The organism is Cytobacillus sp. S13-E01 (assembly GCF_029193815.1).
In the GTDB taxonomy this organism is placed as follows: Bacteria; Bacillota; Bacilli; order Bacillales; family Bacillaceae_L; genus Bacillus_BV.
In genome coordinates, this window is the sequence record NZ_JARFVC010000015.1 from 26,218 (window position 1) to 51,636 (window position 25,419).

Genomic DNA, 25,419 nt, shown 5'->3' on the forward strand with positions numbered 1-25,419 from the left:
TATGATTGTATAAATAACCAGTCTTCTCTCCGACTCAGAATTGTGTCCTTGAATGGAGTGTCGATTTGAGCCTGGCCACAGGTAGCTAATCTAAGCACACAAATAACTAATATTATTATCGCAAGAAATGAGACAGGGTATAAATCCTTGTCTTTTTGCATTTAAAATGGAACAACCGTTATTATATTAAATGATTAATTATTGTGTAATAACTTTACAGTAAATTTCAAAATGGGGTGATGCCCGAAACTCCGAAAAAAATGAAAAACGGTAATCAAAAGGGTAATCTGATGCCCGAAACTCCGAAAAAAATAAAAAACGGTAATCAAAAGGGTAATCTGATGCCCGAAACTCCGAAAAAAATCGAAAACGGTAATCAAAAGGGTAATCTGATGCCCGAGACTCCGAAAAAAATTGAAAACGGTAATCAAAAGGGTAATCTGATGCCCGAAACTCCGCAAAAAACCGAAAAACGGTAATCAAAAGGGTAATCTGATGCCCGAAACTCCGAAAAAAATCGAAAACGGTAATCAAAAGACGTTTTAATCGACGTTCCTCAATACGGGCGCCCTGTGCTTTTCTTAAAAAATTAATTAGTCAAAATTTTACACCAAATAGGTCAATCTAGTGTCCCCTAATAAAATAATCTTGCATGTATAATAGAAAGAAAGCGATTACATAAGTTAGCGAGGTGGTGATACAAGGGTGATTCCGAAGCTTGAAACGAAAGTATTAAATACAAAAGCAGAAATTAAAAGAATTTCGAGGAGGAAAATTAGATTTCAACGTTTTATTGGATACGCGGCCTTTGTTGGACCAGCACTGTTGTTCTTTTTAGTCATTCAAATTATTCCTTTCGTTATGGGGGTCTATTATTCTTTCACATCATGGAATGGAGTTAGTTCAGTTGTCGAGTGGGTAGGATTTGAGAACTATAAAAAAGTCTTTACAAGTGATCCTAAATTCTTAAATTCTTTCTTATTTACAACAAAATTTATGCTTGCTGCTGTTGTTGTAAGTAATATCATTGGTTTCGGCTTTGCATTGCTTTTAAATGCTGCATTAAAAACTAGGAATCTATTACGGACTGTTTTCTTCATCCCTAACGTTATCGGGGGACTATTATTAGGTTTTATTTGGCAGTTTATTTTTGTTAAGGGATTTGCATCAGTAGGAAATTTAACAGGTCTAGCATTTTTTAAACAACCTTGGTTAGGAGATGAAAAAACAGCTTTCTGGGGGATTGTTATTGTATTTGCATGGCAAATTAGTGGTTACATGATGGTGATTTATATTGCTGCTCTTCAGGGAGTAGATAATTCTCTATTAGAAGCGGCTAAAATTGACGGTGCATCTAATTTCACTTTATTAACCAAAATCATTATACCTTTAATATTACCAGCTTTTACTATCTGCTTTTTCCTTACAATTTCTATGGCTTTTAAAATATTTGACTTAAACCTTTCACTAACAAATGGCGGACCCTTTAACTCAACACAATCAGTAGCTATTAATATTTATCAAGAAGCATTCCAAAACAATCGATATGGTTTAGGAACGGCGAAATCGATTATTTTCTTCCTGGTGGTAGCGATTTTCACTACTGTTCAAGTGATGCTTACCAAAAAGAGGGAGGTTGAGGCTTAAATGGACCAGAGGTATACGAAGAGAACCTTTTTACTTGAGATTATTGGTGTGATACTAGCGATTATTTTCTTAATTCCCTTTTACTTCGTATTAGTCAATTCTGTAAAAGGCTTCGCTGAAATTTTAATTGATGCGGCTGCATGGCCTAAGGAAATTTTATATTCAAATTACGCTAAAGTTTGGGAAGTGATTAATTTCCCAAGAGCATTCTGGAATTCATTAGTGATTACAGTATTTAGTAATATCGGCCTTGTCGTAATAAGCTCTATGGCTGCTTGGAAGATGGTTCGAACACCAGGGAAGTTTAGTAAAATATTATTTATCTTGTTTGTATCGGCTATGGTTATTCCATTTCAAACTGTCATGATTCCACTGATGAAACTAGGTGGTACACTTGGTATAACGAATAGTATTCCTGGTCTTGTTATCATGTATTTTGGATTCGGCGTACCGCTATCATTATTTCTATATCACGGATTTGTGAAAACGGTCCCAATTGAGATAGAGGAATCTGCAAGGATTGATGGTTGTAGTCAATTCGGTGTTTTCTGGAGAATTGTCTTTCCGCTCCTTAAGCCGATAACAGTAACAGTGATCATTTTAAATACACTATGGATCTGGAACGACTTCTTGTTACCTTTACTAGTATTACAGGATGCTGAACTTCGGACGATTCCATTAGCTACAAGCTCGTTTTTTGCACAATATACAAAACAATGGGATATGGGTCTAGCAGCCCTTGTGCTTGGAATAACTCCAGTTGTGATATTCTTTCTATTTCTACAAAAACACATTATTAAAGGAATTGCGTCAGGATCTATTAAATAGTTATAAAGTCTTTGTAACTACTAATATGGTAGATACAAAAATTTATATATAAAGAACAAAAGCACAAGGCGCCCCCCTTCGGCGACAAGCATAAGTAAAGCCGGCTGGAAGGTTGTTCTTTAACATCCGGACGGATTGGCTTGTGAACTCGAGCCGATGGCGCCTGGAGCTAGACGTAGATAGACAAAGACACGAAGTTCTACACAACCTTACAATTTTATAATTTCCAAAACAACAAAAAAGTAAAGGGAGGTCACAAAAGTATGAAACGTTTTTTTCTTCTTTTTTTATCCATGTTAGTAGTAGTTGGAATTATAGCTGGTTGCTCATCCTCTAAAGAAACGACAAGCGACGAAAAACCGAAGGATGACGCAAAACCGGCAGATGAAGAAGTAACACTAAACTTCTTCCAGTTTAAGGTTGAAATTGCTGACCAGCTTCAAGCAATGATAAATGAGTTCGAAACAGAATATCCAAATATCAAAGTGAAACTTGAGACAGTTGGTGGCGGCGCTGATTATGGTGCAGCGTTAAAGGCGAAATTTGCTTCAGGCGAAAAACCGGATATTTTCAACAATGGTGGCTTTAAGGAATTAGAGCTTTGGAAAGAACATTTAGCAGATCTTTCAAATGAACCGTGGGCTAAAAATGTACTGCCTATTGGTAAGGTGCCAATGACCGACACGGATGGTAAACTTTATGGTATGCCAGTTAACCTTGAAGGATACGGGTTTATTTATAACAAAGAACTATTTGAACAAGCAGGAATTACAGAAGCACCGGCGACTATTTCAGAGTTAAAAGCTGCTGCTGAAAAATTAAAAGGCGCTAAAATCACTCCCTTCTCTGCAGGATATGGAGAATGGTGGGTTATTGGTCAACATTTATTAAATATTGGCTTTGCGCAACAAGAGGATCCTGTAGCATTTATTGATGGTCTATATGCAGGTACTGAAACGTTTGTTGGAAATGAACAATTCTTGAAATTTAAAGAAGTGCTAGATACGGAGCTTAACTTTGGAAACGATAACCCACTAACGACAGACTATAATACTCAAGTAACTTTGTTTGCTTCAGGTCAAACTGCGATGCTACAACAAGGTAACTGGACCGAGAACATGATTTATGAAATTAATCCTGATATTGAAATGGGATTCTTACCAATTCCTATTAGTGATGATGTGGCTGCAAATCGTCTACCAGTAGGCGTACCTAATAACTGGGTATTGAATAAAAATTCAGAAAATTTAGAGGAAGCAAAACTTTTCTTAAACTGGATGGTATCTTCAGACACAGGAAAGCGTTATATAACTGAAGAATTTGCGTTTATTCCTGCTTTCGATAATATCGAACCAACTGGTTTAGGAGCGTTAGGGCAATCAATTCTCGAATACTCTACGGCAGATAAAACCATACCTTGGACTTGGTTTAGATGGCCAGATGGTGCTAACATGGAATTTGCTGCGACAATTCAAGAATATGCAGCTGGCAAAATAGACTATGAAACTGTTTTAGAACGTTTTCAATTGACATGGGATAACCTGAAATAAAAATACTTTTAAAAGAAAGCATGTCCTTTATAGACGTGCTTTCTATTTTAAAAAACAAATGAACGCTTTATCCCACCTTAAGGGGACAGTAAAACCTCCACTAATTGAAGTTTTATTATATACTGTGTATATGGCGCTGCTTTTTTGGGAGGTAAAATGTTTAAGAAAAGCATTAGAAATAAACTTATAGGTCTTTTACTCATAACAACGATCATACCTTTTGGAACCTCCATCATTATTACCTATTTTCATACGAAAGACTATTTAGAGAAGCAGGTTGTTCAAGAGAATAGTAACCTTCTTTATCAAGGTAGAGTTAATCTAGAAAACTATATAAATGAATTAAATGGGTTAACGCTATCGCTTTACAATAATCCTGACTTTATAAACTATCTGAGGTCGTCTAGTAATACCGATAATTATCTAACTATTGGTATTATTAAAAATGTTATGCAAACGATTCTATATGCTGAAGATAACATCAATGCGGTCCACATTACGCTTACTCGTGATAATAGGGTCGTTTCTGCATCTAAACGTTCAACGGTTGTGTTTTCAAATCAAATGAATGGTGCAGAAAAAGAGCCTTTTTTAAAAGCAAAGGAAAGTCCGTTCAATATGTATATTGAATCAATGAATGTTAAGCAGCCTATAACAAAGACGGGTATAAATGAAATTTCCATTCATAGATCGTTTACCAATATTCCTTCGGATGAGGTGCTAGCATATATTTCACTTGAGCTATCACCAGAAAACATTTTAGAAATAAGTAAAAATCTCTATAACGATGACTCTGAGGAATTCTATCTTTTAGCTCCAGATGGAACGCTTATATATAGTTCAAACAATGACGTTTCAGTCAATGAAGACAAACAAAAATGGATTAACAAAGTAATACATTCCAATCAAGAAAAAGGGACTATGGAATGGAAAGAGGCCTCATTTAATGGTGTCATGATTTATGATCAAATACCAGAATCAGCGGGTGGGTGGTTTTTAGTTAAAAGGGTACCTTATGTGACACTGTACGAAAGTGCATTCAATGTTGCCAAAATTAATATTATGTTTGGGATAATCGGGTTGCTTCTTGTTATTCTAGCCACAATGTTTGTATCCTTTAAAATTACTTCACCTATCAGAATTCTTTCGCAAAATATTCAGCAAGTTGAAGAAGGAAAAATGGAAGTCCAATTTGAATCATTAGGAAAAGATGAAATTGGCATACTAGGCTATCGTTTTAAACAAATGGTAGAAAAGGTTAATCATTTAATTAATAGAGAATACAGACTAGAATTGGAAAATAAAACGAATCAATTAAAGGTTCTACAATCTCAAATAAATCCGCATTTTTTATATAACGCATTACAATCAATTGGTACGGTAGCTTTAAAAAATAATGTGCCACAAATCTATACTCTTATAACGCATCTTTCAAAAATCATGAGATATGGGATGAATATGGAAGAAGACATTGTTCCATTGATAAAGGAAATTAACTATACAAAGGCCTTTCTTCTTTTACAAAAAGAACGTTTTGGTGATCATTTACATTATTCAATAACCGTTGATGAAGATGCTGCGAATGTAAACATACCCAAAATGATCTTGCAGCCTATTATCGAGAATTATTTTAAGCATGGTTTTGATATCCGCGATGGCGTTGGGAGTATAAAGGTTGAATGTGTAAAAGTAGGTGAGTTTTTATTAATAAATGTGATAGATAATGGAGTAGGAGTTTCAGAAAAACGTTTTGAAGAAATTTATCAGCATTTTGAAGAAGGTTCGCGCAATGAAAGTGGAGAAGTATCAAATATCGGTTTGAAAAATGTATACGTTCGGTTAAAGCTTTATTATGGTGAGCTAGCCACTTTACAACTTAAGAATGTAAATGAGGGGGGCTTTTTGGTGTCGATTATGCTTCCAATAAGTGTCGAAGGTGGACAGAAATGAAGACGATTATTATAGATGACGAGAAGCATGTTCGAGAAGGACTTCTGCTGTTAGCGGACTGGAATAGATTTGGCATTAACAAGATATTTGAAGCAGAAGACGGTCAAGAAGCTATTAAACTCATATCAAAGCATAAACCGGAAGTCATTTTTACCGACATGATAATGCCAAAAGTAGATGGAGTTAATCTCTTAAAATGGATTCACTCATCTAACCTAAACAGCAAAACCATTGTGGTTAGTGGGTACGATGATTTTGAATACATGAGAAATGCTATTTTTTATAATAGCTTTGACTACATTTTAAAACCAATTGACCCTGAATTATTAAACGAAACGTTAGGAAGGGCTGTGGATGAATGGAAGAAGCAGTTTCTATCAGAGAATAATCACACGTTGACCCAAACGCTCCCGCACGAAAAGTACCAGGCAGCGGAAAATAGCATGAAAAAAATTGGCGACTATTTACGACAAAATTATCAGCAGGACATCAATCTCCAAGAAATTGCGGACCGTTTTTTCTTAAGTCGAGAGTATATTTCAAGGAGATTCAAACAGGAGTTCGATGAAACGATTACAGACTATCTGACTAGGGTTCGGATGGATAAAGCAAAAGAGTTACTTAGAAATCCTAAAAGGAAAATCTATGAAATTGCGTACCATGTAGGTTATCAAAATGAAAAATACTTTAGCAAAGTATTTAAAAAGGTAGTAGGGTTAACCCCAAATGAATATCGTAACTCAATGGTTTCTAAATAAAACAATGGAGGTCTTTAGATGTTGAATGTTACTGTTTGGAATGAAAATCGTCATGAACAGAAAGACGAAGAGGTGAGAGCCGTTTATCCTGAAGGTATTCATGGAGCAATCGCAGCTTTTTTAGGAAATGAACATTTTAATGTTCGAACAGCTACATTAGATGAACCAGAACATGGATTAACAGAAAATGTATTAACATCTACAGATGTACTGATTTGGTGGGGGCACCTTGCACATGATGAGGTAAAAGATGAAATCGTAGATAAAGTGAAACAAAGAGTACTAGAAGGAATGGGACTGATTGTTCTTCATTCAGGGCACTTTTCAAAGATTTTTAAAATTTTAATGGGAACATCTTGTGATTTAAAATGGCGTGAAGCGGATGAGAAAGAAAGAATCTGGATTGTGGACCCAAGTCATCCAATAGTAACGGGATTAGGAGAATACATAGAACTTGAAAAAGAAGAAATGTATGGAGAGCATTTTGATATACCGGTACCTGATCAATTAGTAATGGTTAGCTGGTTTGAAGGTGGAGAAGTATTCCGTAGTGGATGTACCTATCAACGCGGAAATGGTAAGATTTTTTATTTCCGCCCAGGGCACGAAACGTATCCTACCTATTATCACAAAGAAATTCAGCGTGTTATTACGAATGCGGTAACATGGGCAAAGCCGAATGGGAATCTAAAGCCAATTTATGGAAATGCTAAACCTCTTGAAGAAATGAAAGGGAATAAATAGGGGGAATAATCCAATGGAAAAAATTAAAGTTGGTGTGATTGGCTGCGGAAGTATTGCAAAGCACCGTCACCTGCCTGAGTATGCCTTTAACGAGTTAGTAGAAATCGTTGCAGTATGTGACATTGTTACGGAGCGTGCGAACGAATTTGCAGAAAAGTACAATGCAAATGCCTATACGAATTATGAAGATTTATTGTTAGATCCTGGCATTGAGGCTGTAAGTGTTTGTACACCGAACTATCTACATGCACCTATTTCAATAGCTGCTCTGCATGCAGGTAAACACGTTCTGTGTGAAAAGCCAATGGCTACCTCTCGAGAAGAAGCAGTAAAGATGATTGAAGCTGCTCATATAAGTAACAAAAAACTGATGATTGCTCATAATCAGCGCTTTGTTCCATCACATCAAAAAGCGAGAGTATTGATTGAAAACGGTGATGTAGGAAAAATCTATAGCTTCCGTTCTTCATTTGGTCACGGCGGACCAGAAGGCTGGAGTGCAGATGGTAAAGATAGTTGGTTCTTTAGAAAACAAGAAGCATTTATAGGTGCAATGGGTGACCTAGGTGTTCATAAAACAGATCTACTCCGTTTTTTATTAGGTGAAGAATTTGTGGAAGTAGCCGCTTTCGTTGAAACAAGTGCAAAAGAAAATACAGATGTGGACGATACAGCTGTATGCGTGTTAAAGACAGAGAGTGGAATCATTGGTACACTTGCAGCAAGCTGGTCATACGTATCGAAGGAAGATAATTCAACGATTATATATGGTGAAAAGGCAATCCTACGTTTAGAGGATGACCCGATCCATTCTTTAATTGTTCAGTATAAAAATGGTGAGGTCGTAAAATACGAGCTTGGTGGAATTCAAACGAATAATGATGGTGGACAAAAAGATACACAAGTAATAAAACATTTTGTTAACTCGATCATTTATGATGAGCAACCACCAGTAACAGGTGAAGAAGGGATGAAATCTCTTCAAGTGGTGATTTCCGCGCTTGAATCAAATGAAACAAAACAAATTGTTAGAATGTAGTCGAGGTGTGGGAATGCAAAAACTACGAATGGGCATTATTGGAGTTGGAGGAATAGCGCAAACTCGCCATATTCCAACCTTTATAAAGATAAATGACAAAGTGACGATTAATGCAATCAGTGACTTAAACGAAGCAACAGCAAAATCTGTTGCAGAAAACTACAATATCTCAAAGGTGTATTCAAATTACCGTGATATGTTTCAAGAAGTTGATGCTGTTACGATTTGTACACCTAATAAATTTCATGCCGAAATGACAATTGCCGCACTAGAAGCCGGGTTGCATGTCTTTTGTGAAAAACCAATGGCAATAACTCCTGAAGAATGTCAAGCTATGATTAACGCATCAGAAAAGTCAGGAAAGGTTCTAGCAATTGCGTACCACTACAGGTTTATGAGAGAATCACAGGCTGCTAAAAAGGCTGTCCTAGAAAACGAAATAGGCCGACCATTAGTTGCAAGAGTGAAAGCACTAAGGAGAAGGAAAGTTCCTGGTTGGGGCGTTTTTACAAACAAAGAGCTTCAGGGTGGAGGAAGCTTGATTGACTATGGTTGTCACTTTTTAGACTTGTCCCTTTGGTTATTAGGTAATCCTACCCCAGTAGAAGTGATTGGTACAACCTATAACAAATTGAGTAAAATGCCGAATCAGGTGAATTTATGGGGAAGCTTTGATCATAAGACATTTGAAGTTGATGATCATGTTACTGCTTACATAAGATTTGAAAATGGTTCATCCATGCTTTTTGAAACATCATGGTCTGCAAATATAAAGGGTGATGAGGAATGTGTAAGTATTTCAGGTGAAACAGGTGGGGTGGATTTATTTCCATTTCATTTAAATCAAGCAAAGCATGGAATGTTATTGAATAGCAACGCAGAGTGGGTGCCAGGTGATGAAGATCCTAGTTATCCGCAAGGCTTGAACTTTATCAACAGCTGTTTAGGGTTGGAGGAGCTAGTAGTAAAACCAATGGAAGCATTACAAGTATCGCAAATCATCAGTGCCATTTATAAAAGTAGTGAAACGGGGAAAAGTATCCGATTTAAATAGGAGGACTACACATGAAATTAGGTGTATTCACAGTATTATTTTCACAGAAAAACTTTGAGGAAATGCTCGACTATGTTAAAAACGCAGGACTGAATGCAGTAGAAATTGGAACAGGGGGATATCCAGGTAATGCCCATTGTATGGTTGATGAATTGCTTGAGAACGATGCAAAGCGCACAAATTACTTAAAGGAAATTACGTCAAGAGGACTAGAGATTAGTGCTTTTAGTTGTCATGGTAATCCCATCTCACCTGATCTTACTTTTGCAAAAGAATCACATCATGCACTAGTTAAAACAATTAAACTGGCAAGCTTAATGAACGTCCCGGTTGTTAATTGTTTCTCAGGCACAGCGGGTGATCATGAGGGAGCTAGCTATCCTAACTGGCCTGTTGCACCATGGCCAAACGAGTACGGGGAAATCCTCAAGTGGCAATGGGAGGAAAAACTCATTCCTTATTGGAAGGAATTAGGCCAATTTGCAAAAGAACATAATGTGAAAATTGGTCTTGAACTTCACGGAGGTTTTTTAGTACATACACCCTACACTCTCCTCAAGCTAAGAGAAGAAACATGTGATGCTATTGGCGCAAACCTAGATCCTAGTCATTTATGGTGGCAAGGAATCGATCCCGTGGCAGCTATAAAAATATTAGGCAAAGAACATGCGATACACCATTTCCATGCAAAGGATACATACATTGACCAAGATAATGTGAATATGTACGGTTTAACGGATATGCAACCATACGGAAATGTCCAAACTAGAGCATGGTCTTTTCGTTCGGTAGGCTGTGGACATAGTCTACAAGAGTGGTCAGATATGATGAGTGCTCTTCGTACGTATGGGTATGACTTTGTAGTGAGCATTGAACATGAAGATCCACTCATGTCGATAGAGGAAGGTTTCGCAAGAGCCGTTAAAAACTTGAAATCTATTATTATTGAAGATCCGCCGTCAAATATGTGGTGGGTTTAGTATTAGACGGGAAGAGAAAATAGAATCTCTTCCTTTTTACGATGTCTTCATAGTAGATTAGGTTTAATAAAAATCCCTTTTTTTGATAAAAAGGTTGCATATTTCGACAACAATCGATATAATAATAATTGTTCACTTCTTGATAAACAATCAAATTAAGTGTTGCACAAAGTAAGATACATTGGTATAATTACCAACATAATATTTTTGCGGGTGTAGTTTAATGGTAAAACCTCAGCCTTCCAAGCTGATGTCGTGAGTTCGATTCTCATCACCCGCTCCATACATAACATAGGTCACAACGCAGTGTCTCGTTTCTTAGTAAAACGATGCATTGCGTTTTTTAATTGTTTAGGAATTTACAAAATTGTAAGGTTGTGTATAACTTCGTGTCTTTGTCTATCTACGTCTAGCTCCGGGCGCCATCGGCTCGAGGTCATAAGCCAATCCGTCTGGAAGGTCAAAGAACAACCTTCCAGACGGCTCGTCTTATGCTTGTCGCCGAAAGGCGGGCGCCCTGCGCTTTTCTTATGACCTATTTGGTATGAATGAATATCTAAATAAATTTAAGTAAGTATGGAAAAGTGACCTGTGCCACCATTCACTTGAATGAACATATTTTGCAGGGATTCTACTAATTTCATACACTGTTCCGTATCTAGAGAAGGCTTAAGATAGATAATTTGGATAGCGTTTTTCGTGTCTTCATTAACTGCAGTACGGTTTGAGTCAATATATGGACTACCAAATGGGCCAATAGCATCACAAGTCACGAGCTTTTTCTCCATGTTAATTAATCGTCCATTTATTGCAGGATATTGATCACTGTTAGACCCGATTTTTAGTGTAATCTTTCCGTTAATTTTGTCTGCATCATAAATGCCAATTGGAACCTCATATTGTAAAGAAAAAAAGTTGTTCAAATCCGCTGCAGAATTGATAGTAGATAAATAATCTTGTTTTTTTATCCGGCGATATAGTGATTCTACAGAAGGACGATATCGACTAGGATCTGTCCCCACTTTTTTAAAAAGTGTTCTCCATTCCATTATTCCTTCGATATCTGTTACTAATTTGTTTTCTAAATCAAAGTAAATGGATTCTTGAAATAGTTGTAATCTTCCTTTTAACATTTGTGGTGATTGATCGATAGTCGTATTTGAATAGTGTATCACTCCTAATTTAAAATTAGGGATGAGCGATTTTATTTCTTCTGTGATCGTAATTTCCATTATTTCTCCCTCCAAACATCATTACAGGTAGTTTACCATAGGGATTATTAGTTTTAAAATGAAGGGTATTCGTTTATAAAAATTGAAAGGAGGTTTGCCTCAAATGGATGCAGGAAAATTTAAAAAAGAAATTATTGAATATAGTAAATCAATTGGTATTGATAAAATCGGTTTTGCGAGTGCAGGTGTATTTGAAGAGCTTAAAGAAAGATTAATTGTCCAGCAAGAGCGAAGGTTTCAATCGGGGTTTGAAGAACCAGATATTGATAAACGGACAAATCCAGAGCTCTTGCTACCGAAGGCAAAATCTATCATTGCGATTGCACTTGCCTATCCTTCAAAAATGAAGGATGCCCCGAAAAGTACAAGGAATGAACGACGAGGTATCTTTTGCCGGGCATCATGGGGACAAGATTATCACCATGTGCTTCGAGACCGCTTGCAAAAATTAGAAGCGTTTATACTAGAGAAAGTACCTAGTGCGAAAATGAAATCAATGGTTGACACTGGCGAGCTTTCAGACCGTGCTGTTGCAGAACGAGCAGGAATAGGTTGGAGCGGTAAGAACTGCGCAATCCTTACACCTGAGTTTGGTTCATATGTTTATTTAGGTGAAATGATAACGACCATTCCTTTTCCACCAGACACACCTATCGAAGATCAGTGTGGTACCTGTAATAAATGTGTTGAAGCTTGCCCAACTGGTGCGCTTGTTCAAGGTGGACAACTCGATTCGAATAAATGTGTCGCTTTTTTAACTCAGACAAAGGGCTTTTTAAAGGAAGAATATAGAGTGAAAATTGGCAACCGTATTTATGGGTGTGACACCTGTCAAACGGTATGTCCTAAAAATAAAGGTATGGATTTTCATTTTCATCCAGAAATGGAACCAGATCCTGACATTGTAAAACCAGTTTTAAAGCCGCTTTTACACATTAGTAACCGGGATTTTAAAGAGAAATTTGGCCCCATATCTGGATCATGGCGTGGAAAGAAGCCGATTCAAAGAAATGCCATAATAGCCCTTGCTCACTTTAAAGATGAGTCAGCAATACCTGATTTACTTCTCTTATTAAAATCGGATCCAAGACCTGTAATCAGAGGAACTGCTGCTTGGGCTCTAGGAAAAATAGGCAATAAGATGATAGTTAATGAACTAGAAGAAGCGAAAATCTCTGAAATCGATGAAGAAGTTCATAAGGAAATTGAGGCTGGTCTCATGATGCTAACTAAATAATGTATAAAAGGACTTGCCATTTGCGGTAAATCCTTTTTGTATTAAGGTGACAAAGTGTAAAATGTTTAATTTTGTTCACTGTCTAGCTCCGGACGCACTGCGCATTGCTAGTGACTCAATCAGTTTTGTTAATTCAGTATAAAAACCATTTCAAATCATATTGTGTAGTAACAAACCTAAAAAGGTTGGTGATTACGTTGTCGATAAGGAAAACGATTATAAAACGAATAGAGTCGCGAGTTGCGTCGTATGTAGGTAGTTTTCGTAATGACCTACCAAAAGAGGATATGGTATATGTAATACAGAAAAAGGAATTGTGTAGAAAGCGAAATTCAGAAATTTTGAAATGCCGAGCAGAAGGGCAGATACTGGGAAAAAACAAATTTGATAACCAAATTCACATTACCTATCTGGTACATTATCAATTTTTAATTAACCAAAACGAGAAACTATATTTAGAAGAATACTGTGAGGAAAGAAGCGCCATTTTCGAGTCAAATGAACTTATAAAGGATAGTGAGGTAATTAAAAAAGAGGAGTTTGACTTTGAGCCACTTGAAAGAGAAAGCGATACAAGAGAATCTAGGGCCTTTAAATATAACCGCTTGGAAGCTGTTCGTTATGCTGAGAGATGGTGGAATAGCTATAATTCCAACTATAAAAAGTTTGATGTAGATTGTACTAATTTTATATCTCAATGCTTACATGCAGGTGGTGCGCCTATGACGGGTCAGCCAAATAGGAGTAAAGGCTGGTGGATGGCAAATAATAATTGGAGCTACAGCTGGTCAGTAGCTCATTCGTTTCGATGGTATTTAAGTGGTTCAAAATCTGGTTTGCAAGCAAAAGAGGTTTCTTCACCAAGCGATTTATTGTTAGGAGATGTTATTTGTTATGATTTTCAAGGAGATGGACGATTTGATCATACGACTATAGTGGTCGCGAAAGATCATGATAATATGCCGTTAGTGAATGCGCATACGACAAATAGCAGATTGAGGTACTGGAACTATGAAGACTCAACTGCCTATACACCAAACATTAAATATAAATTTTTTACTATTGTAGATCATGATTAGACGAGTTGTTTTAATTTTTTTAGCTTTAAGTGTATAATAACACCGAGGTGAGTAGTGTGGGTCTGCATGTCGTATTATATCAACCACAAATTCCAGCAAATACAGGTAACATTGCCCGTACTTGTGCAGGAACGAATACAACATTACATTTAATCCGGCCATTAGGTTTTTCAACAGATGACAAAATGCTAAAACGAGCTGGATTAGATTATTGGCAATATGTAAACATCCAGTATTATGACTCTTTAGAGGAATTGTTGGAAACAAATAAAGATGGAGAGTTCTACTTCATTACGAAATTTGGTAAAAAGCCACATTCAACATTTGATTATAGTGATGAAACAAAAGAACATTTCTTTGTTTTTGGAAGAGAAACAACGGGGCTACCAAAGGAACTAATTGAGAATAATATAGAACGTTGTTTACGACTGCCAATGACTGAAAATATAAGGTCGTTAAATGTATCAAATACTGCTGCCATTCTAGTGTATGAAGCCCTAAGGCAACAGAATTATCCTGGACTGTCATAATAATAAAAATGATCTTCGTCAACTAACTGGACGAAGGTCATTTTTAGATTACATACATTATTTTTTTACACCTGGCTTATCATCGTATCCAGAAGTGAAAATGGCTGATAAAAATGCTAAGGTGACACCTAAAATAAGAATTAGTTTCATTTGTATTCCTCCTTATTACTATATTACCCAAACAAAACACAATATAGTTTTATTATAACTTAATGAAAGTGCCATGTGAATGAAAACTGGACAAATTATTATTTTTTTGTTAAGGGATTTATAAAATTGTAAGGTAGTGTATAACTTCGTGTCTTTGTCTATCTACGTCCAGCGCTTATGTTCTTCTGCATATAGTATATCAAATTTGAGATATGCACGATTCTTTAAATAGAACATATTCTAAAGGGATATTTCAGTTCATAGCAGGAGTTCTAGTCTGAAATATCTTTATGGTTTGAAAAGAAAGAATTAATGTGTCTAGCTAAATTAAAAATCGGAAATTTTAATTGTTACTATACATCTTGTGAATCCTGATGTCCCACGAATAGTAGCGTTTTTTTATATTTTCTAACGAATGATACCGGACATCCTCGCATAAAGTGTAGTAACATGCACTCAACCTAAAACCTGGAGGAGGCCCATATGGATATTTTAAAGAAAGTCGAACAGCTTCGTGAAGAAGAACAACGTTTAAAGTGGGAAGGTACCTTCGCTGATTACTTAGAGATTATCAAAGAACGCCCAATAGTGGCACAATCAGCTCACTCAAGAGTTTACAATATGATTAAAGACGCAGGGATTGAAGATGTGAATGGGCAAAGAAAGTATAAATTTTTTGATCATCAACTTTATGGCTTAGAAGAAGCCCTTGAACGTCTTGTCGAGGAATATTTTCATCCAGCAGCAAAACGACTTGATGTCCGAAAAAGAATTTTATTACTTATGGGTCCAGTAAGCGGTGGTAAATCAACGCTTGTTACGATGTTAAAAAGAGGGCTAGAGACTTATTCTCATAATGAAAGAGGAGCTGTCTATGCAATTAAAGGCTGTCCGATGCATGAAGATCCACTTCATTTAATACCACACAATTTACGACAAGACTTTTATAATGAATATGGAGTAAGAATCGAAGGAAACCTTTCCCCTCTTAATATGATGCGACTTGAACAAGAGTATGGTGGCAGAATTGAAGATGTAAAAGTAGAGCGCATTTTCTTATCTGAGGATAAACGAACAGGGATAGGTACATTCAGTCCTTCTGATCCTAAATCACAGGATATTGCCGATTTAACGGGTAGTATCGACTTTTCAACAATTGCTGAATATGGTTCTGAGTCAGACCCGCGTGCCTATCGATTCGATGGTGAGTTGAATAAGGCAAACCGTGGTATGATGGAATTCCAAGAAATGCTTAAATGTGATGAGAAATTTTTATGGCATTTATTATCCTTAACACAAGAAGGTAATTTCAAAGCAGGACGTTTTGCTCTAATTTCCGCAGATGAACTCATTGTCGCTCATACAAATGAAACGGAATATCGGTCATTTATTGCTAATAAAAAGAATGAAGCCTTACACTCTCGTATTATCGTAATGCCTGTTCCTTATAACCTCAAAGTAAGTCAAGAAGAGAGAATCTATCAAAAAATGATTAGTGAAAGTGATGTTAGCGATGTTCATATTGCACCACATACTCTGCGTGTTGCAGCTATGTTTACAATATTAACCCGCTTAAAGGCTCCTAAAAAAGGTGATATTGATCTGGTTAAGAAGATGAGATTATATGATGGAGAAAGTGTTGAAGGCTTTAATTCAGTTGATGTTGATGAGTTAAAGAAAGAACATTCCGATGAGGGGATGAGTGGAATTGATCCGCGTTATGTTATTAACAGAATATCATCAACTATCATTCGAAAAGAAATTCCTTCATTAAATGCACTAGACGTATTACGTTCACTAAAAGAAGGTCTTGATCATCACTCTTCTATATCAAATGAGGACCGTGATCGTTATCTGAACTTTATTTCTGTAGCGCGCAAAGAGTATGACGATATCGCTAAAAAAGAAGTACAGAAAGCATTTGTCTATTCTTATGAAGAATCTGCGAAAACGTTAATGGATAACTATCTAGATAATGTCGAAGCATATTGCAACAAAAATAAACTAAGAGATCCATTGACTGGAGAGGAAATGAATCCAGATGAAAAGCTAATGCGTTCCATTGAGGAGCAAATTGGTATATCCGAAAATGCAAAAAAAGCGTTCCGTGAAGAAATTTTGATTCGAATATCTGCTTATGCTCGAAAAGGTAAAAGGTTTGATTACAAATCTCATGAACGCTTAAGAGAAGCGATTCAGAAAAAGTTATTTGCAGATTTAAAAGATATTGTGAAGATAACAACTTCAAGTAAAACACCGGATGAGCAACAATTGAAAAAAGTGAATGAGGTTGTAGCAAGATTAATTGATGAACATGGTTATAACTCTACATCTGCTAACGAACTACTTCGCTATGTTGGAAGTCTATTAAATAGATAGTGTGAAAGCAAGGTCAGGCCATTTGGGTCTGTCCTTTTTTTCAGGCTTGCCACTCGCAAAATCGAAATAAGTTAGATTCCCTGCTAAGTAACCCCTAGCAGGACTCTTATCCTAAAAAAACGTTTTAAGCTGATAACTCTTATCAACAACTTGTCTAATTTTAGTGGATACTAACTCAATTTTCAAATTATTTGTCAATAATTCTTCTTTCTTGCATAGGATAGAGTAATCCACTTTATATGTAGATAATGTTTTTAAAAATCCGTCAAGATAATGTATGAAAATAGAGGTGGAAACGTGCAATTTTATATTAAAAAAATTAATAAAAATGTAGGAGGGGATAAAGTTGACAAACGGAAACGAAAAAAACTTTGCGATTTCAAGAGAAGATTGGTCCCTCCACCGAAAAGGCCACGATGATCAAAAAAGGCATCAAGAAAAGGTCCAGGAAGCAATTAAAAGTAATTTACCTGATCTAATTACAGAGGAAAACATCATTATGTCGAATGGGCGAGATGTTGTAAAAATTCCGATTAGATCCTTGGATGAATACAAGATACGCTACAACTACGATAAAAATAAACATGTTGGCCAAGGGGATGGAGAAAGTCAAGTAGGTGATGTTGTCGCACGAGATGGTTCGGGTGAAGGGCAGAAGGGTCCTGGAAAAGGTCAGGGAGCGGGAGACCAAGCAGGAGAAGATTATTACGAAGCAGAAGTTTCATTAATGGAACTAGAAGATGCATTGTTTAAAGAATTAGAATTACCTAATTTACAGCAAAAAGAAAGAGACGAAAACGTTATTGAAGAGATTGAGTTTAATGATATAAGAAGAACAGGGTTAATGGGTAATATTGATAAGAAAAGAACGATGTTATCAGCGTATAAAAGAAATGCAATGAGTGGTACTGCAAAATTTCATCCGATTTATCCTGAAGATTTAAAGTTTAAGACATGGAATGAGGTTGTGAAACCTGACTCAAAAGCAGTCGTTCTGGCAATGATGGATACAAGCGGATCCATGGGAATCTGGGAGAAATATATGGCGAGAAGCTTCTTCTTCTGGATGACACGGTTTTTACGGACAAAGTACGAAACAGTTGAGATCGAATTTATCGCACATCATACAGAAGCAAAAGTAGTTACGGAAGAGGACTTTTTCTCTAAAGGGGAAAGCGGGGGAACGATTTGTTCATCAGCATATCGAAAAGCACTTGAATTAATTGATGGCAAATACCAACCATCCAGATATAACATCTACCCATTCCACTTTTCAGATGGTGATAATTTAACTTCAGATAATGCTCGGTGTGTAAAACTTGTGACAGAGATTATGAAAGTCTCTAATATGTTTGGGTATGGTGAAGTCAACCAGTATAACCGTCATTCAACACTAATGTCCGCGTATAAAAACATTTCAGATGAGAAATTTCGTTACTTTATCCTCAAACAAAAAGCAGACGTTTTCCATGCGATGAAGAGTTTCTTCAATAATGAAGAGAATAAGATGTATGCATAGAGAGAGGGCGAACCCCTCTTCTTCTGATTATAAATAACAAAACGTACTAGAGAGATCTTTTCTAGTGCGTTTTTTTATTCACAGTGCATCTTATTCTTACTTTCTCTTTTCCAAATCTAGTCGAATATCAGACTCGTTTACTCGTTTTTATAACTAATCAACCAAAAAAATCGTGCTATAATGATAAAATGAAAAGAGGTGGATTTATTTGGGAGCGCTAGCAAAACAAAAAAATTTACATAAAACCGTTCAGACACCTTTTTATTATGGCTGGATTATAGTGATGATGGGGGCTTTAGGTGTTTTCTTTTCCGGTCCAGGACAGACCTATTCTAATGCAGTATTTATAGATTATTATCTTGCAGATTTTGGTTGGAGTCGCTCGGTTGTTTCGTCAGTATATTCATTTGCGACATTACTTGCAGGTTTATTGATGATTGTTGTTGGACGTTATATTGATAAGTACGGTCAACGGTTTGCAATGGTATTTGTTGCATCAGCATTAGCGCTAGCGTGTTTTTTTAACAGTACCGTAACGAATTCAGTCATGCTGTTTATAGGTTTCTTTCTTATTCGTCTATTTGGGCAAGGATCTATGACACTAGTTCCAAACACACTGGTCCCACAGTGGTTCATTGAAAAAAGGGGAAGAGCCTTTAGTTTAATGGCAATAGGTGGATTTTTAAGTTCAGCAACATTTCCTTTATTAAACCTTTGGATGATTGAACAATGGGGATGGCAGCATACTTGGAGAATATGGGGATTCCTTTTATTAATAATATTTGTCCCATTAACCTTATTTTTTGTCAGAAATAAACCAGAAGATATAGGTTTACTTCCTGATAATAGACAAACTAACAAAACGACATTAAAGCAAAGTGTACCAGTTGAAGAAGAAAGTTGGTCCCTATCCGAAGCAAAGAAAACAAAAACCTTTTGGCTATTGTTATTTTGCGTAAGTATTCCCGCAATGGTGAATACAGGATTAACATTTCACTTGTTGTCAATTTTTACTGGTAATGAACTCTCACCAGCTCTTGCAGCCACCGTGCTTAGTCTAATGGCAATTGTTGGCTTCCCAATTACAGTATTATCAGGATTTATTTTAGAAAAAATTCAGGCCAATTACATGTTGGTTGTTACTTTTATAGGACAAATTCTTTTTCTCTTACTCCTTATTTTCTCAAAATCTATCATACTCGCGGTAGCGTTTGGTGTTCTTTGGGGTATTGTAGGTGGAGTTGAAAGAATTGCATTAAATGTGATTTGGCCAAACTTTTTTGGTCGGAAGCATATTGGAAGCATTAAAGGTTTAGCAATGTCAGTTATGGTAATAGGTTCTGCGTTTGGACCATTACCTTTTGGGATATTTTATGACTTTTTTGGTGGTTATAATGAAATTCTACTGGTAATGATGATCTTTCCAGCTTTAGGAGCGGTATCCGCATTACTGGCGGAAAAGCCAATAATAAAAACTTAAAATTGTTTAAAACAAAACACCCTTGAGTGTATCATCATTGATAACAATCAAGGGTGTCTTTTTGTTTAAATAGTATTGCTCCAATCGGCTTATTTAATAATGTAAATGAATTATTTGAATTTTTTTTCTTTTAAATATGTGTCGGTTTTGTGAAAAATAAAGCAAGTGGAAGATATTAAGAGATTTATAGAGAATAAAAACCATGAGGTACGCTTACATCCTAATTTCATAGTTTGTGAATTTGTGATAAGATTCACTTGTTCACAACGGTCCCGACTTTCATGAGAGTTGAAAGTCATTCTAAAAAATAGGAAGAGGTGTTCTTTTGAATTTAGAGACAATTAAACAAGAATGGTTTGGTAACATAAAAGGCGATACACTTGCTGGAATCGTTGTTGCCTTAGCTTTAATCCCAGAAGCAATTGCTTTTTCGATAATTGCGGGGGTTGACCCAATGGTTGGGCTTTATACCGCCTTTATTATTGCTGTGGTCATCGCGTTTGTAGGTGGAAGACCTGCAATGATCTCAGGAGCGACAGGTGCAATGGCTCTTCTCATGGTTACATTGGTTGCAGACCATGGTTTGCAGTATTTATTTGCTGCGACTATATTAACTGGAATCCTTCAGATTGTTTTTGGTGTGCTTAAATTAGCACGATACATGAAGTTTATTCCACGATCAGTTATGGTCGGATTCGTGAATTCGTTAGCTATTCTTATCTTCATGGCTCAATTACCAGCCTTTGTTGGTGAATCATGGCCAATGTATGCAATGGTTGCGGGGGCATTAATTATTATATACTTGCTTCCGCGTTTCACGAAGGCTGTTCCTTCACCACTTATTGCGATTATTGTTATTACAATAATAGCTATTTTTACAGGGAGCGGTGTTCGAACTGTTGGAGATATGGGTGAACTAACGCAAGCGTTGCCTTTGTTTGCAATTCCGATGGTTCCGTTTAATCTTGAGACATTAACGATTATTTTTCCATATTCACTCGCATTAGCTATTGTTGGATTGTTAGAGTCACTGTTGACTGCTTCTATTGTGGATGACATGACAGATACAGGCAGTGACAAAAATAAAGAAAGCCGTGGCCAAGGTATTGCTAACGTTGTTACTGGTTTCTTTGGTGGTATGGCAGGATGTGCGATGATTGGTCAAGCGGTTATTAACGTTAAATCAGGTGCAAGAGGAAGACTTTCATCACTTGTCGCCGGTGTGTTTTTAATATTTTTAATCATGGTCCTTGGTGGAGTTGTTGTTCAAATCCCAATGGCCGCATTAGTTGGAGTTATGATCATGGTATCCATAGGTACATTTGATTGGTCTTCTCTGAAAGTATTACACAAGGCACCATTAACTGATTCGATAGTTATGGTCGTGACTGTTGTGACAGTAGTCGTTACCCATGATTTATCAAAAGGTGTATTTGCGGGTATTATTTTAAGTGCTATATTCTTTGTTGCAAAAATATCAAAGGTACATGTTTCGAGTGTGTTAGTTGAAGGAAGTGAAACAAGATTGTACCGAGTGACGGGTCAAGTCTTTTTTGCTTCAGTTACGGATTTAGTTAATAGTTTCGACTTGAAAGAAGAAATAAGCAAAGTCGAAATAGACTTTTCACAGGCACATGTATGGGATGATTCTGCTGTGGCTGCTATAGATAAAGTCGTCATTAAGTTTAGAGAGAATAATACTGAGGTTAAAATCATTGGGCTAAATGAACCTAGTTCGACATTGGTGAATCGTTTGGCAGTACATGATAAGCCAGGCGCAAAATTATCAGGGCATTAAAATATATGAGGATACTGGTTGTCCATTATCCTCACTTACATAGTAGGAGATAAGCGCATGTTTACTAAAATCTTAGTTGCTTCAGATGGATCAAAACATGCAATTAGTGCAGCAGAAAAGGCTGTATATATTGCATCAAGTAATCCAAAAGCAGAACTTGAAATTGTATATATTGTTGATCCATCAACTTCAAAATCTGATGTGTTACACAATGTTGATAAAGTGACAGTAGAAATGGAACGAAAAGCGAGACTGAAAGAAACAGAACAAAGGTTTATCGAAAAAGGTATTGAATATAAGGTCACTATGTTACATGGCGAACCAGGTCCATCAATTGTTGAATATGCAAATCAAAACCATTTTGATTTGGTTGTTATAGGAAGTCGCGGGTTAAACACGCTGCAGGAGATGGTATTGGGCAGTGTGAGCCATAAAGTAGCAAAGCGAGTGAATTGTCCAGTTTTAATTGTAAAATAAAGTAATGAATTGGTAACCTTTAAAAAATTAACTTTTAGTACAATTATGTATAAGCCCATTTTACTAAAATCCATAAACTTTTATGGGTTTTTTTGTTATTTTATTTTTTTTTTGAAGTAACCAGTCATCTCATTTTTTTATATGGGGACACTAACATCAATTACAAATTTTGAAGGGTGAGCTAAATGAACATAAAAGAAACGTGGTTCGGTGACATCAAGGGTGACCTTCTAGCCGGGGTTGTGGTCTCTTTTGCATTAATACCTGAAGCCATTGCGTTCTCGCTCATTGCTGGTGTAGATCCAATGGTTGGTCTGTATGCCTCATTTGTTATTTCAGTTATCATTGCATTTGTTGGGGGAAGACCAGGAATGATCTCGGCTGCAACAGGAGCAATGGCCCTACTCATGATCGATTTGGTAGCAGATCATGGACTCAATTATCTTCTAGCAGCTACTATCTTAACCGGAATAATACAGATTGCATTTGGTGTTGCAAGATTAGCTAAATTTATGAAGTTTATACCTCGTTCAGTGATGGTCGGGTTCGTAAATGCACTTGCAATCTTAATTTTTACTTCTCAGCTTCAACATTTCATAGGTGAGGGCTGGGAAATGTATGCCATGGTTGTAGGCGCTCTTGCAATTATCTATCTTCTTCCATACCTAACCAATGTCATTCCGTCTGCACTTGTAGCTATTATCGTGATTACTTCCATCGCATTGTTAACTAGAAGTGAAGTGAGGACGGTTGGAGATATGGGTCAATTATCCAAGGCTTTTCCGAATATTGTTTTTCCACTTGTACCTTTATCCTTTGAAACATTAGCAATCATCTTTCCATATGCTATCGGTTTAGCCATAGTTGGATTAGTTGAAACACTATTAACTGCCACAATTGTTGATGACTTAACTGACTCTCCAAGTAATAAAAATCAAGAGTCAAGAGGACAAGGGATTGCTAATATAGCAGCAGGTTTCTTTGGTGGAATGGCAGGGTGTGCAATGATTGGGCAATCAGTTATAAATGTGAAATCTGGGGGTAGAGGCAGGTTATCATCGTTGGTTGCTGGTGTGTTCTTAATACTTTTGATTGTATTTTTAGGAGATCTTGTTGCCAAAGTTCCAATGGCGGCTTTGGTCGGGGTAATGTTCATGGTGTCAATAGGTACTTTTGACTGGAACTCGTTACGTACACTACGAATTGTACCCTTAACGGACACTATAGTAATGGTTGTTACCGTAGTTACTGTTATTTTTACTCATGATTTAGCTATCGGTGTTTTAACCGGAGTTTTATTAAGTGCAGTATTTTTTGTTTCAAAAATTTCTAAAGTTAAGGTGAAAAAAATAGTCAAAGACAATCGTGTCGTTTATGAATTTAAAGGAGAACTTTTCTTTGCCTCTGTGTCTGAGGTTTTAGAATCATTTAACTATGATATCGAAAATAAGGAACATGTAATTTTAGATCTAAATCAATCTCACTTATGGGATGACTCATCAGTTGCTGCAATTGATAAGATTGTACGTAAGTTTGAAGAAAAAGGAGTAAATGTGGAAATACTAGGATTAAATAAATCAAGTTCTGATCTTATTGATAAATTAAGTACACATTAATAAGGAGTTGATCAACGTTTTTAAAAACATACTTTTAGCATGGGATGGATCCGAACATTCTACACGTGCAGTAGATAAAGCGATTGAAATAGCAAAATGTGATTCTGAATCGAAAGTGGTTGTAGTTTATGTAGCTGATACGTCAAAAGCGAAATCTGAGGTATTACAAAATTGGAATAATATAGACATAACAGGAACAAAGGAACTGCGATTCAGGAATATAGAGGAAAAGGTAAAAAAATCAGAGATTCAGTATGAAATAAAAATGTTACAAGGAGAACCTGGTCCAGCAATTGTAGAATATACGAATAAAAATCAATTTGACGTAGTTGTAATAGGGAGTAGAGGCTTAAATGCTCTGCAAGAAATGGTGTTAGGGAGTGTAAGTCATAAAATTGCTAAACGTGCAAATTGTCCAGTCCTGATTGTGAAATAGCCTAGAGTAGAGATTCCTCTTATATAGGCTATTTTAAATTTTATGAAAGCGCTTTAATTACCTTCCTTTTCATTGTATAATTTTAGTAAAAGGGGAGAAGGGATCAGATTTGTTTAAAAAGATACTAGTTGCATCTGATGGTTCTGTACATTCTTTTAGAGCGGCAGAAAAAGCAATAGAGTTAGCGAAGATCGATTCAGAATCGAAAATTAACGTATTATATGTAGTAGATGGAAATCACTCAAAACATGATATTTTACGTAATTGGGATTTAGGTGAAGTATCTGAACAAAGACAAGGAAAACTTCGAACCATAGAAGAGAAAGCAAAAGAAGCAGGCGTGAATTATGAAATTATCATTATACGTGGGGAACCAGTCCAAAAAATTCTTCAATTAGCTAAAGAACTACAAACGGATGTCATCGTATTAGGTAGTAGAGGGTTAAATGTGCTACAGGAAATGGTACTTGGTAGTGTTAGTCACCAAGTTGCAAAAAAAGCAAAGTGTCCAGTAATGATTGTGAAATAGTTAGAGTTATGGTTGTAATTATCTTAATATTCAGTCTTTTAGTTACTTATAACAAGAGTGAGGAAAACGGTAATGATAAAGGCGTTAGGGCGTAATGACAAGACTAAAAAATGGAAGATACAAGATATTAAACTTATAGTAAAGGATAAATAAGGAATCATACATTGAAGTATTTACTCTTAACTTATCGGGTGGTGGTAGATGAAAAAATAAACAGTAGCAATAGAAAAACGCAGAGATGTTAAAATAAACCTTTCCGTTTTGAGGTACATAACGGAAAATTGACATTAGAAATGGCATACGAATCGATGTATGCCATTTCCTTTTATATAGGGATTTATAATACCTCTTATAGTAAAATAAAACCACTAATGACAAAATAAATTTAAAGGACAATGCTTATTGGA

At 36.2% G+C, this 25,419-nt stretch carries 22 protein-coding genes and 1 tRNA gene; 22 read left to right on the top strand and 1 reads right to left on the bottom strand.

Annotation, left to right across the window (positions count from 1 at the left end):
* Positions 1-239 precede the first annotated feature (239 nt).
* From PY093_RS11215 to PY093_RS11265, 11 genes are all read left to right on the top strand, one after another.
* A complete protein-coding gene (locus PY093_RS11215; protein ID WP_275645971.1) occupies positions 240-479 on the top strand; it encodes a hypothetical protein in 240 nt (79 codons plus the stop codon).
* A gap of 271 nt (positions 480-750) precedes the next feature.
* Positions 751-1,647: a carbohydrate ABC transporter permease gene (locus tag PY093_RS11220; RefSeq protein ID WP_275646017.1), complete on the top strand. Its 897-nt coding sequence runs from the start codon at positions 751-753 to the stop codon at positions 1,645-1,647.
* Positions 1,648-2,475, top strand: coding sequence for a carbohydrate ABC transporter permease (locus PY093_RS11225; protein ID WP_275645972.1), 828 nt, complete (start codon positions 1,648-1,650; stop codon positions 2,473-2,475). It abuts the gene before it with no gap.
* Between the two features lie 263 nt (positions 2,476-2,738).
* Positions 2,739-4,025 (top strand): ABC transporter substrate-binding protein, encoded by a 1,287-nt coding sequence (locus tag PY093_RS11230; protein ID WP_275645973.1) that lies wholly within the window; start codon positions 2,739-2,741, stop codon positions 4,023-4,025.
* A 156-nt stretch (positions 4,026-4,181) separates the two neighbouring features.
* Positions 4,182-5,975: a sensor histidine kinase gene (locus PY093_RS11235; protein WP_275645974.1), complete on the top strand. Its 1,794-nt coding sequence runs from the start codon at positions 4,182-4,184 to the stop codon at positions 5,973-5,975.
* The gene (locus PY093_RS11240; protein WP_275645975.1) at positions 5,972-6,733 is read left to right on the top strand and encodes a response regulator transcription factor; all 762 of its coding nucleotides are present in this window, start codon (positions 5,972-5,974) and stop codon (positions 6,731-6,733) included. Before PY093_RS11235 ends, PY093_RS11240 begins: the two co-directional genes overlap by 4 nt.
* 18 nt (positions 6,734-6,751) lie before the next feature.
* Complete coding sequence (locus PY093_RS11245) at positions 6,752-7,477, top strand: ThuA domain-containing protein (protein WP_275645976.1); 726 nt, start codon at positions 6,752-6,754, stop codon at positions 7,475-7,477.
* A gap of 13 nt (positions 7,478-7,490) precedes the next feature.
* Entirely contained in the window at positions 7,491-8,516 is a 1,026-nt protein-coding gene (locus PY093_RS11250) for a Gfo/Idh/MocA family protein (RefSeq protein ID WP_275645977.1), read from the top strand.
* A gap of 13 nt (positions 8,517-8,529) precedes the next feature.
* Positions 8,530-9,570 carry a Gfo/Idh/MocA family protein gene (locus PY093_RS11255; RefSeq protein ID WP_275645978.1) on the top strand — a complete coding sequence of 347 codons (1,041 nt, stop codon included), beginning with the start codon at positions 8,530-8,532 and terminating at the stop codon, positions 9,568-9,570.
* Positions 9,571-9,581: 11 nt separating this feature from the next.
* Complete coding sequence (locus tag PY093_RS11260; protein ID WP_275645979.1) at positions 9,582-10,550, top strand: sugar phosphate isomerase/epimerase family protein; 969 nt, start codon at positions 9,582-9,584, stop codon at positions 10,548-10,550.
* Between the two features lie 209 nt (positions 10,551-10,759).
* Positions 10,760-10,833: transfer RNA gene (locus tag PY093_RS11265), tRNA-Gly, on the top strand.
* A 283-nt stretch (positions 10,834-11,116) separates the two neighbouring features.
* On the opposite strand, the gene PY093_RS11270 is transcribed toward PY093_RS11265, so the two are convergent.
* Positions 11,117-11,782 carry a B3/B4 domain-containing protein gene (locus PY093_RS11270; RefSeq protein WP_275645980.1) on the bottom strand — a complete coding sequence of 222 codons (666 nt, stop codon included), beginning with the start codon at positions 11,780-11,782 and terminating at the stop codon, positions 11,117-11,119.
* 103 nt (positions 11,783-11,885) lie between these two features.
* Between PY093_RS11270 and queG the strand changes: the two genes are divergently transcribed.
* The 11 genes from queG to PY093_RS11325 all read left to right on the top strand — a co-directional run bounded on the left by queG (position 11,886) and on the right by PY093_RS11325 (position 25,012).
* Positions 11,886-13,019 (top strand): tRNA epoxyqueuosine(34) reductase QueG, encoded by a 1,134-nt coding sequence (gene queG, locus PY093_RS11275; RefSeq protein WP_275645981.1) that lies wholly within the window; start codon positions 11,886-11,888, stop codon positions 13,017-13,019.
* A gap of 203 nt (positions 13,020-13,222) precedes the next feature.
* Positions 13,223-14,098 (top strand): amidase domain-containing protein, encoded by an 876-nt coding sequence (locus PY093_RS11280; RefSeq protein ID WP_275646018.1) that lies wholly within the window; start codon positions 13,223-13,225, stop codon positions 14,096-14,098.
* A 47-nt stretch (positions 14,099-14,145) separates the two neighbouring features.
* A complete protein-coding gene (gene trmL, locus PY093_RS11285) occupies positions 14,146-14,628 on the top strand; it encodes a tRNA (uridine(34)/cytosine(34)/5-carboxymethylaminomethyluridine(34)-2'-O)-methyltransferase TrmL (protein WP_275645982.1) in 483 nt (160 codons plus the stop codon).
* A gap of 633 nt (positions 14,629-15,261) precedes the next feature.
* The gene (locus PY093_RS11290; RefSeq protein ID WP_275645983.1) at positions 15,262-17,157 is read left to right on the top strand and encodes a PrkA family serine protein kinase; all 1,896 of its coding nucleotides are present in this window, start codon (positions 15,262-15,264) and stop codon (positions 17,155-17,157) included.
* 346 nt (positions 17,158-17,503) lie between these two features.
* Positions 17,504-18,676, top strand: a complete 1,173-nt coding sequence (yhbH, locus tag PY093_RS11295; RefSeq protein WP_275645984.1) for a sporulation protein YhbH — start codon at positions 17,504-17,506, stop codon at positions 18,674-18,676.
* Between the two features lie 208 nt (positions 18,677-18,884).
* A complete protein-coding gene (locus PY093_RS11300; RefSeq protein ID WP_275645985.1) occupies positions 18,885-20,156 on the top strand; it encodes an MFS transporter in 1,272 nt (423 codons plus the stop codon).
* Between the two features lie 325 nt (positions 20,157-20,481).
* On the top strand, positions 20,482-21,954 hold the full coding sequence (locus PY093_RS11305) for a SulP family inorganic anion transporter (protein ID WP_275645986.1): 1,473 nt from the start codon (positions 20,482-20,484) through the stop codon (positions 21,952-21,954).
* Between the two features lie 57 nt (positions 21,955-22,011).
* On the top strand, positions 22,012-22,431 hold the full coding sequence (locus PY093_RS11310; protein ID WP_275645987.1) for a universal stress protein: 420 nt from the start codon (positions 22,012-22,014) through the stop codon (positions 22,429-22,431).
* Positions 22,432-22,616: 185 nt separating this feature from the next.
* On the top strand, positions 22,617-24,047 hold the full coding sequence (locus tag PY093_RS11315) for a SulP family inorganic anion transporter (RefSeq protein WP_275645988.1): 1,431 nt from the start codon (positions 22,617-22,619) through the stop codon (positions 24,045-24,047).
* Between the two features lie 7 nt (positions 24,048-24,054).
* Positions 24,055-24,483, top strand: coding sequence for a universal stress protein (locus PY093_RS11320; RefSeq protein WP_275645989.1), 429 nt, complete (start codon positions 24,055-24,057; stop codon positions 24,481-24,483).
* Positions 24,484-24,592: 109 nt separating this feature from the next.
* Entirely contained in the window at positions 24,593-25,012 is a 420-nt protein-coding gene (locus PY093_RS11325; RefSeq protein ID WP_275645990.1) for a universal stress protein, read from the top strand.
* The last annotated feature ends 407 nt before the right edge of the window (positions 25,013-25,419 follow it).

What these genes read in the sequence shown, in the direction of transcription:
- PY093_RS11230 (WP_275645973.1), top strand. Translation starts at nt 2,739, where the DNA reads ATGAAACGTTTTTTTCTTCTTTTTTTATCCATGTTAGTAGTAGTTGGA.
- PY093_RS11250 (WP_275645977.1), top strand. Translation starts at nt 7,491, where the DNA reads ATGGAAAAAATTAAAGTTGGTGTGATTGGCTGCGGAAGTATTGCAAAG.
- PY093_RS11260 (WP_275645979.1), top strand. Translation starts at nt 9,582, where the DNA reads ATGAAATTAGGTGTATTCACAGTATTATTTTCACAGAAAAACTTTGAG.
- PY093_RS11290 (WP_275645983.1), top strand. Translation starts at nt 15,262, where the DNA reads ATGGATATTTTAAAGAAAGTCGAACAGCTTCGTGAAGAAGAACAACGT.
- PY093_RS11270 (WP_275645980.1), bottom strand. Translation starts at nt 11,782, where the DNA reads ATGGAAATTACGATCACAGAAGAAATAAAATCGCTCATCCCTAATTTT.
- PY093_RS11240 (WP_275645975.1), top strand. Translation starts at nt 5,972, where the DNA reads ATGAAGACGATTATTATAGATGACGAGAAGCATGTTCGAGAAGGACTT.
- PY093_RS11255 (WP_275645978.1), top strand. Translation starts at nt 8,530, where the DNA reads ATGCAAAAACTACGAATGGGCATTATTGGAGTTGGAGGAATAGCGCAA.
- queG (WP_275645981.1), top strand. Translation starts at nt 11,886, where the DNA reads ATGGATGCAGGAAAATTTAAAAAAGAAATTATTGAATATAGTAAATCA.
- PY093_RS11245 (WP_275645976.1), top strand. Translation starts at nt 6,752, where the DNA reads ATGTTGAATGTTACTGTTTGGAATGAAAATCGTCATGAACAGAAAGAC.
- PY093_RS11225 (WP_275645972.1), top strand. Translation starts at nt 1,648, where the DNA reads ATGGACCAGAGGTATACGAAGAGAACCTTTTTACTTGAGATTATTGGT.
- PY093_RS11235 (WP_275645974.1), top strand. Translation starts at nt 4,182, where the DNA reads ATGTTTAAGAAAAGCATTAGAAATAAACTTATAGGTCTTTTACTCATA.
- PY093_RS11310 (WP_275645987.1), top strand. Translation starts at nt 22,012, where the DNA reads ATGTTTACTAAAATCTTAGTTGCTTCAGATGGATCAAAACATGCAATT.
- PY093_RS11215 (WP_275645971.1), top strand. Translation starts at nt 240, where the DNA reads ATGCCCGAAACTCCGAAAAAAATGAAAAACGGTAATCAAAAGGGTAAT.
- PY093_RS11315 (WP_275645988.1), top strand. Translation starts at nt 22,617, where the DNA reads ATGAACATAAAAGAAACGTGGTTCGGTGACATCAAGGGTGACCTTCTA.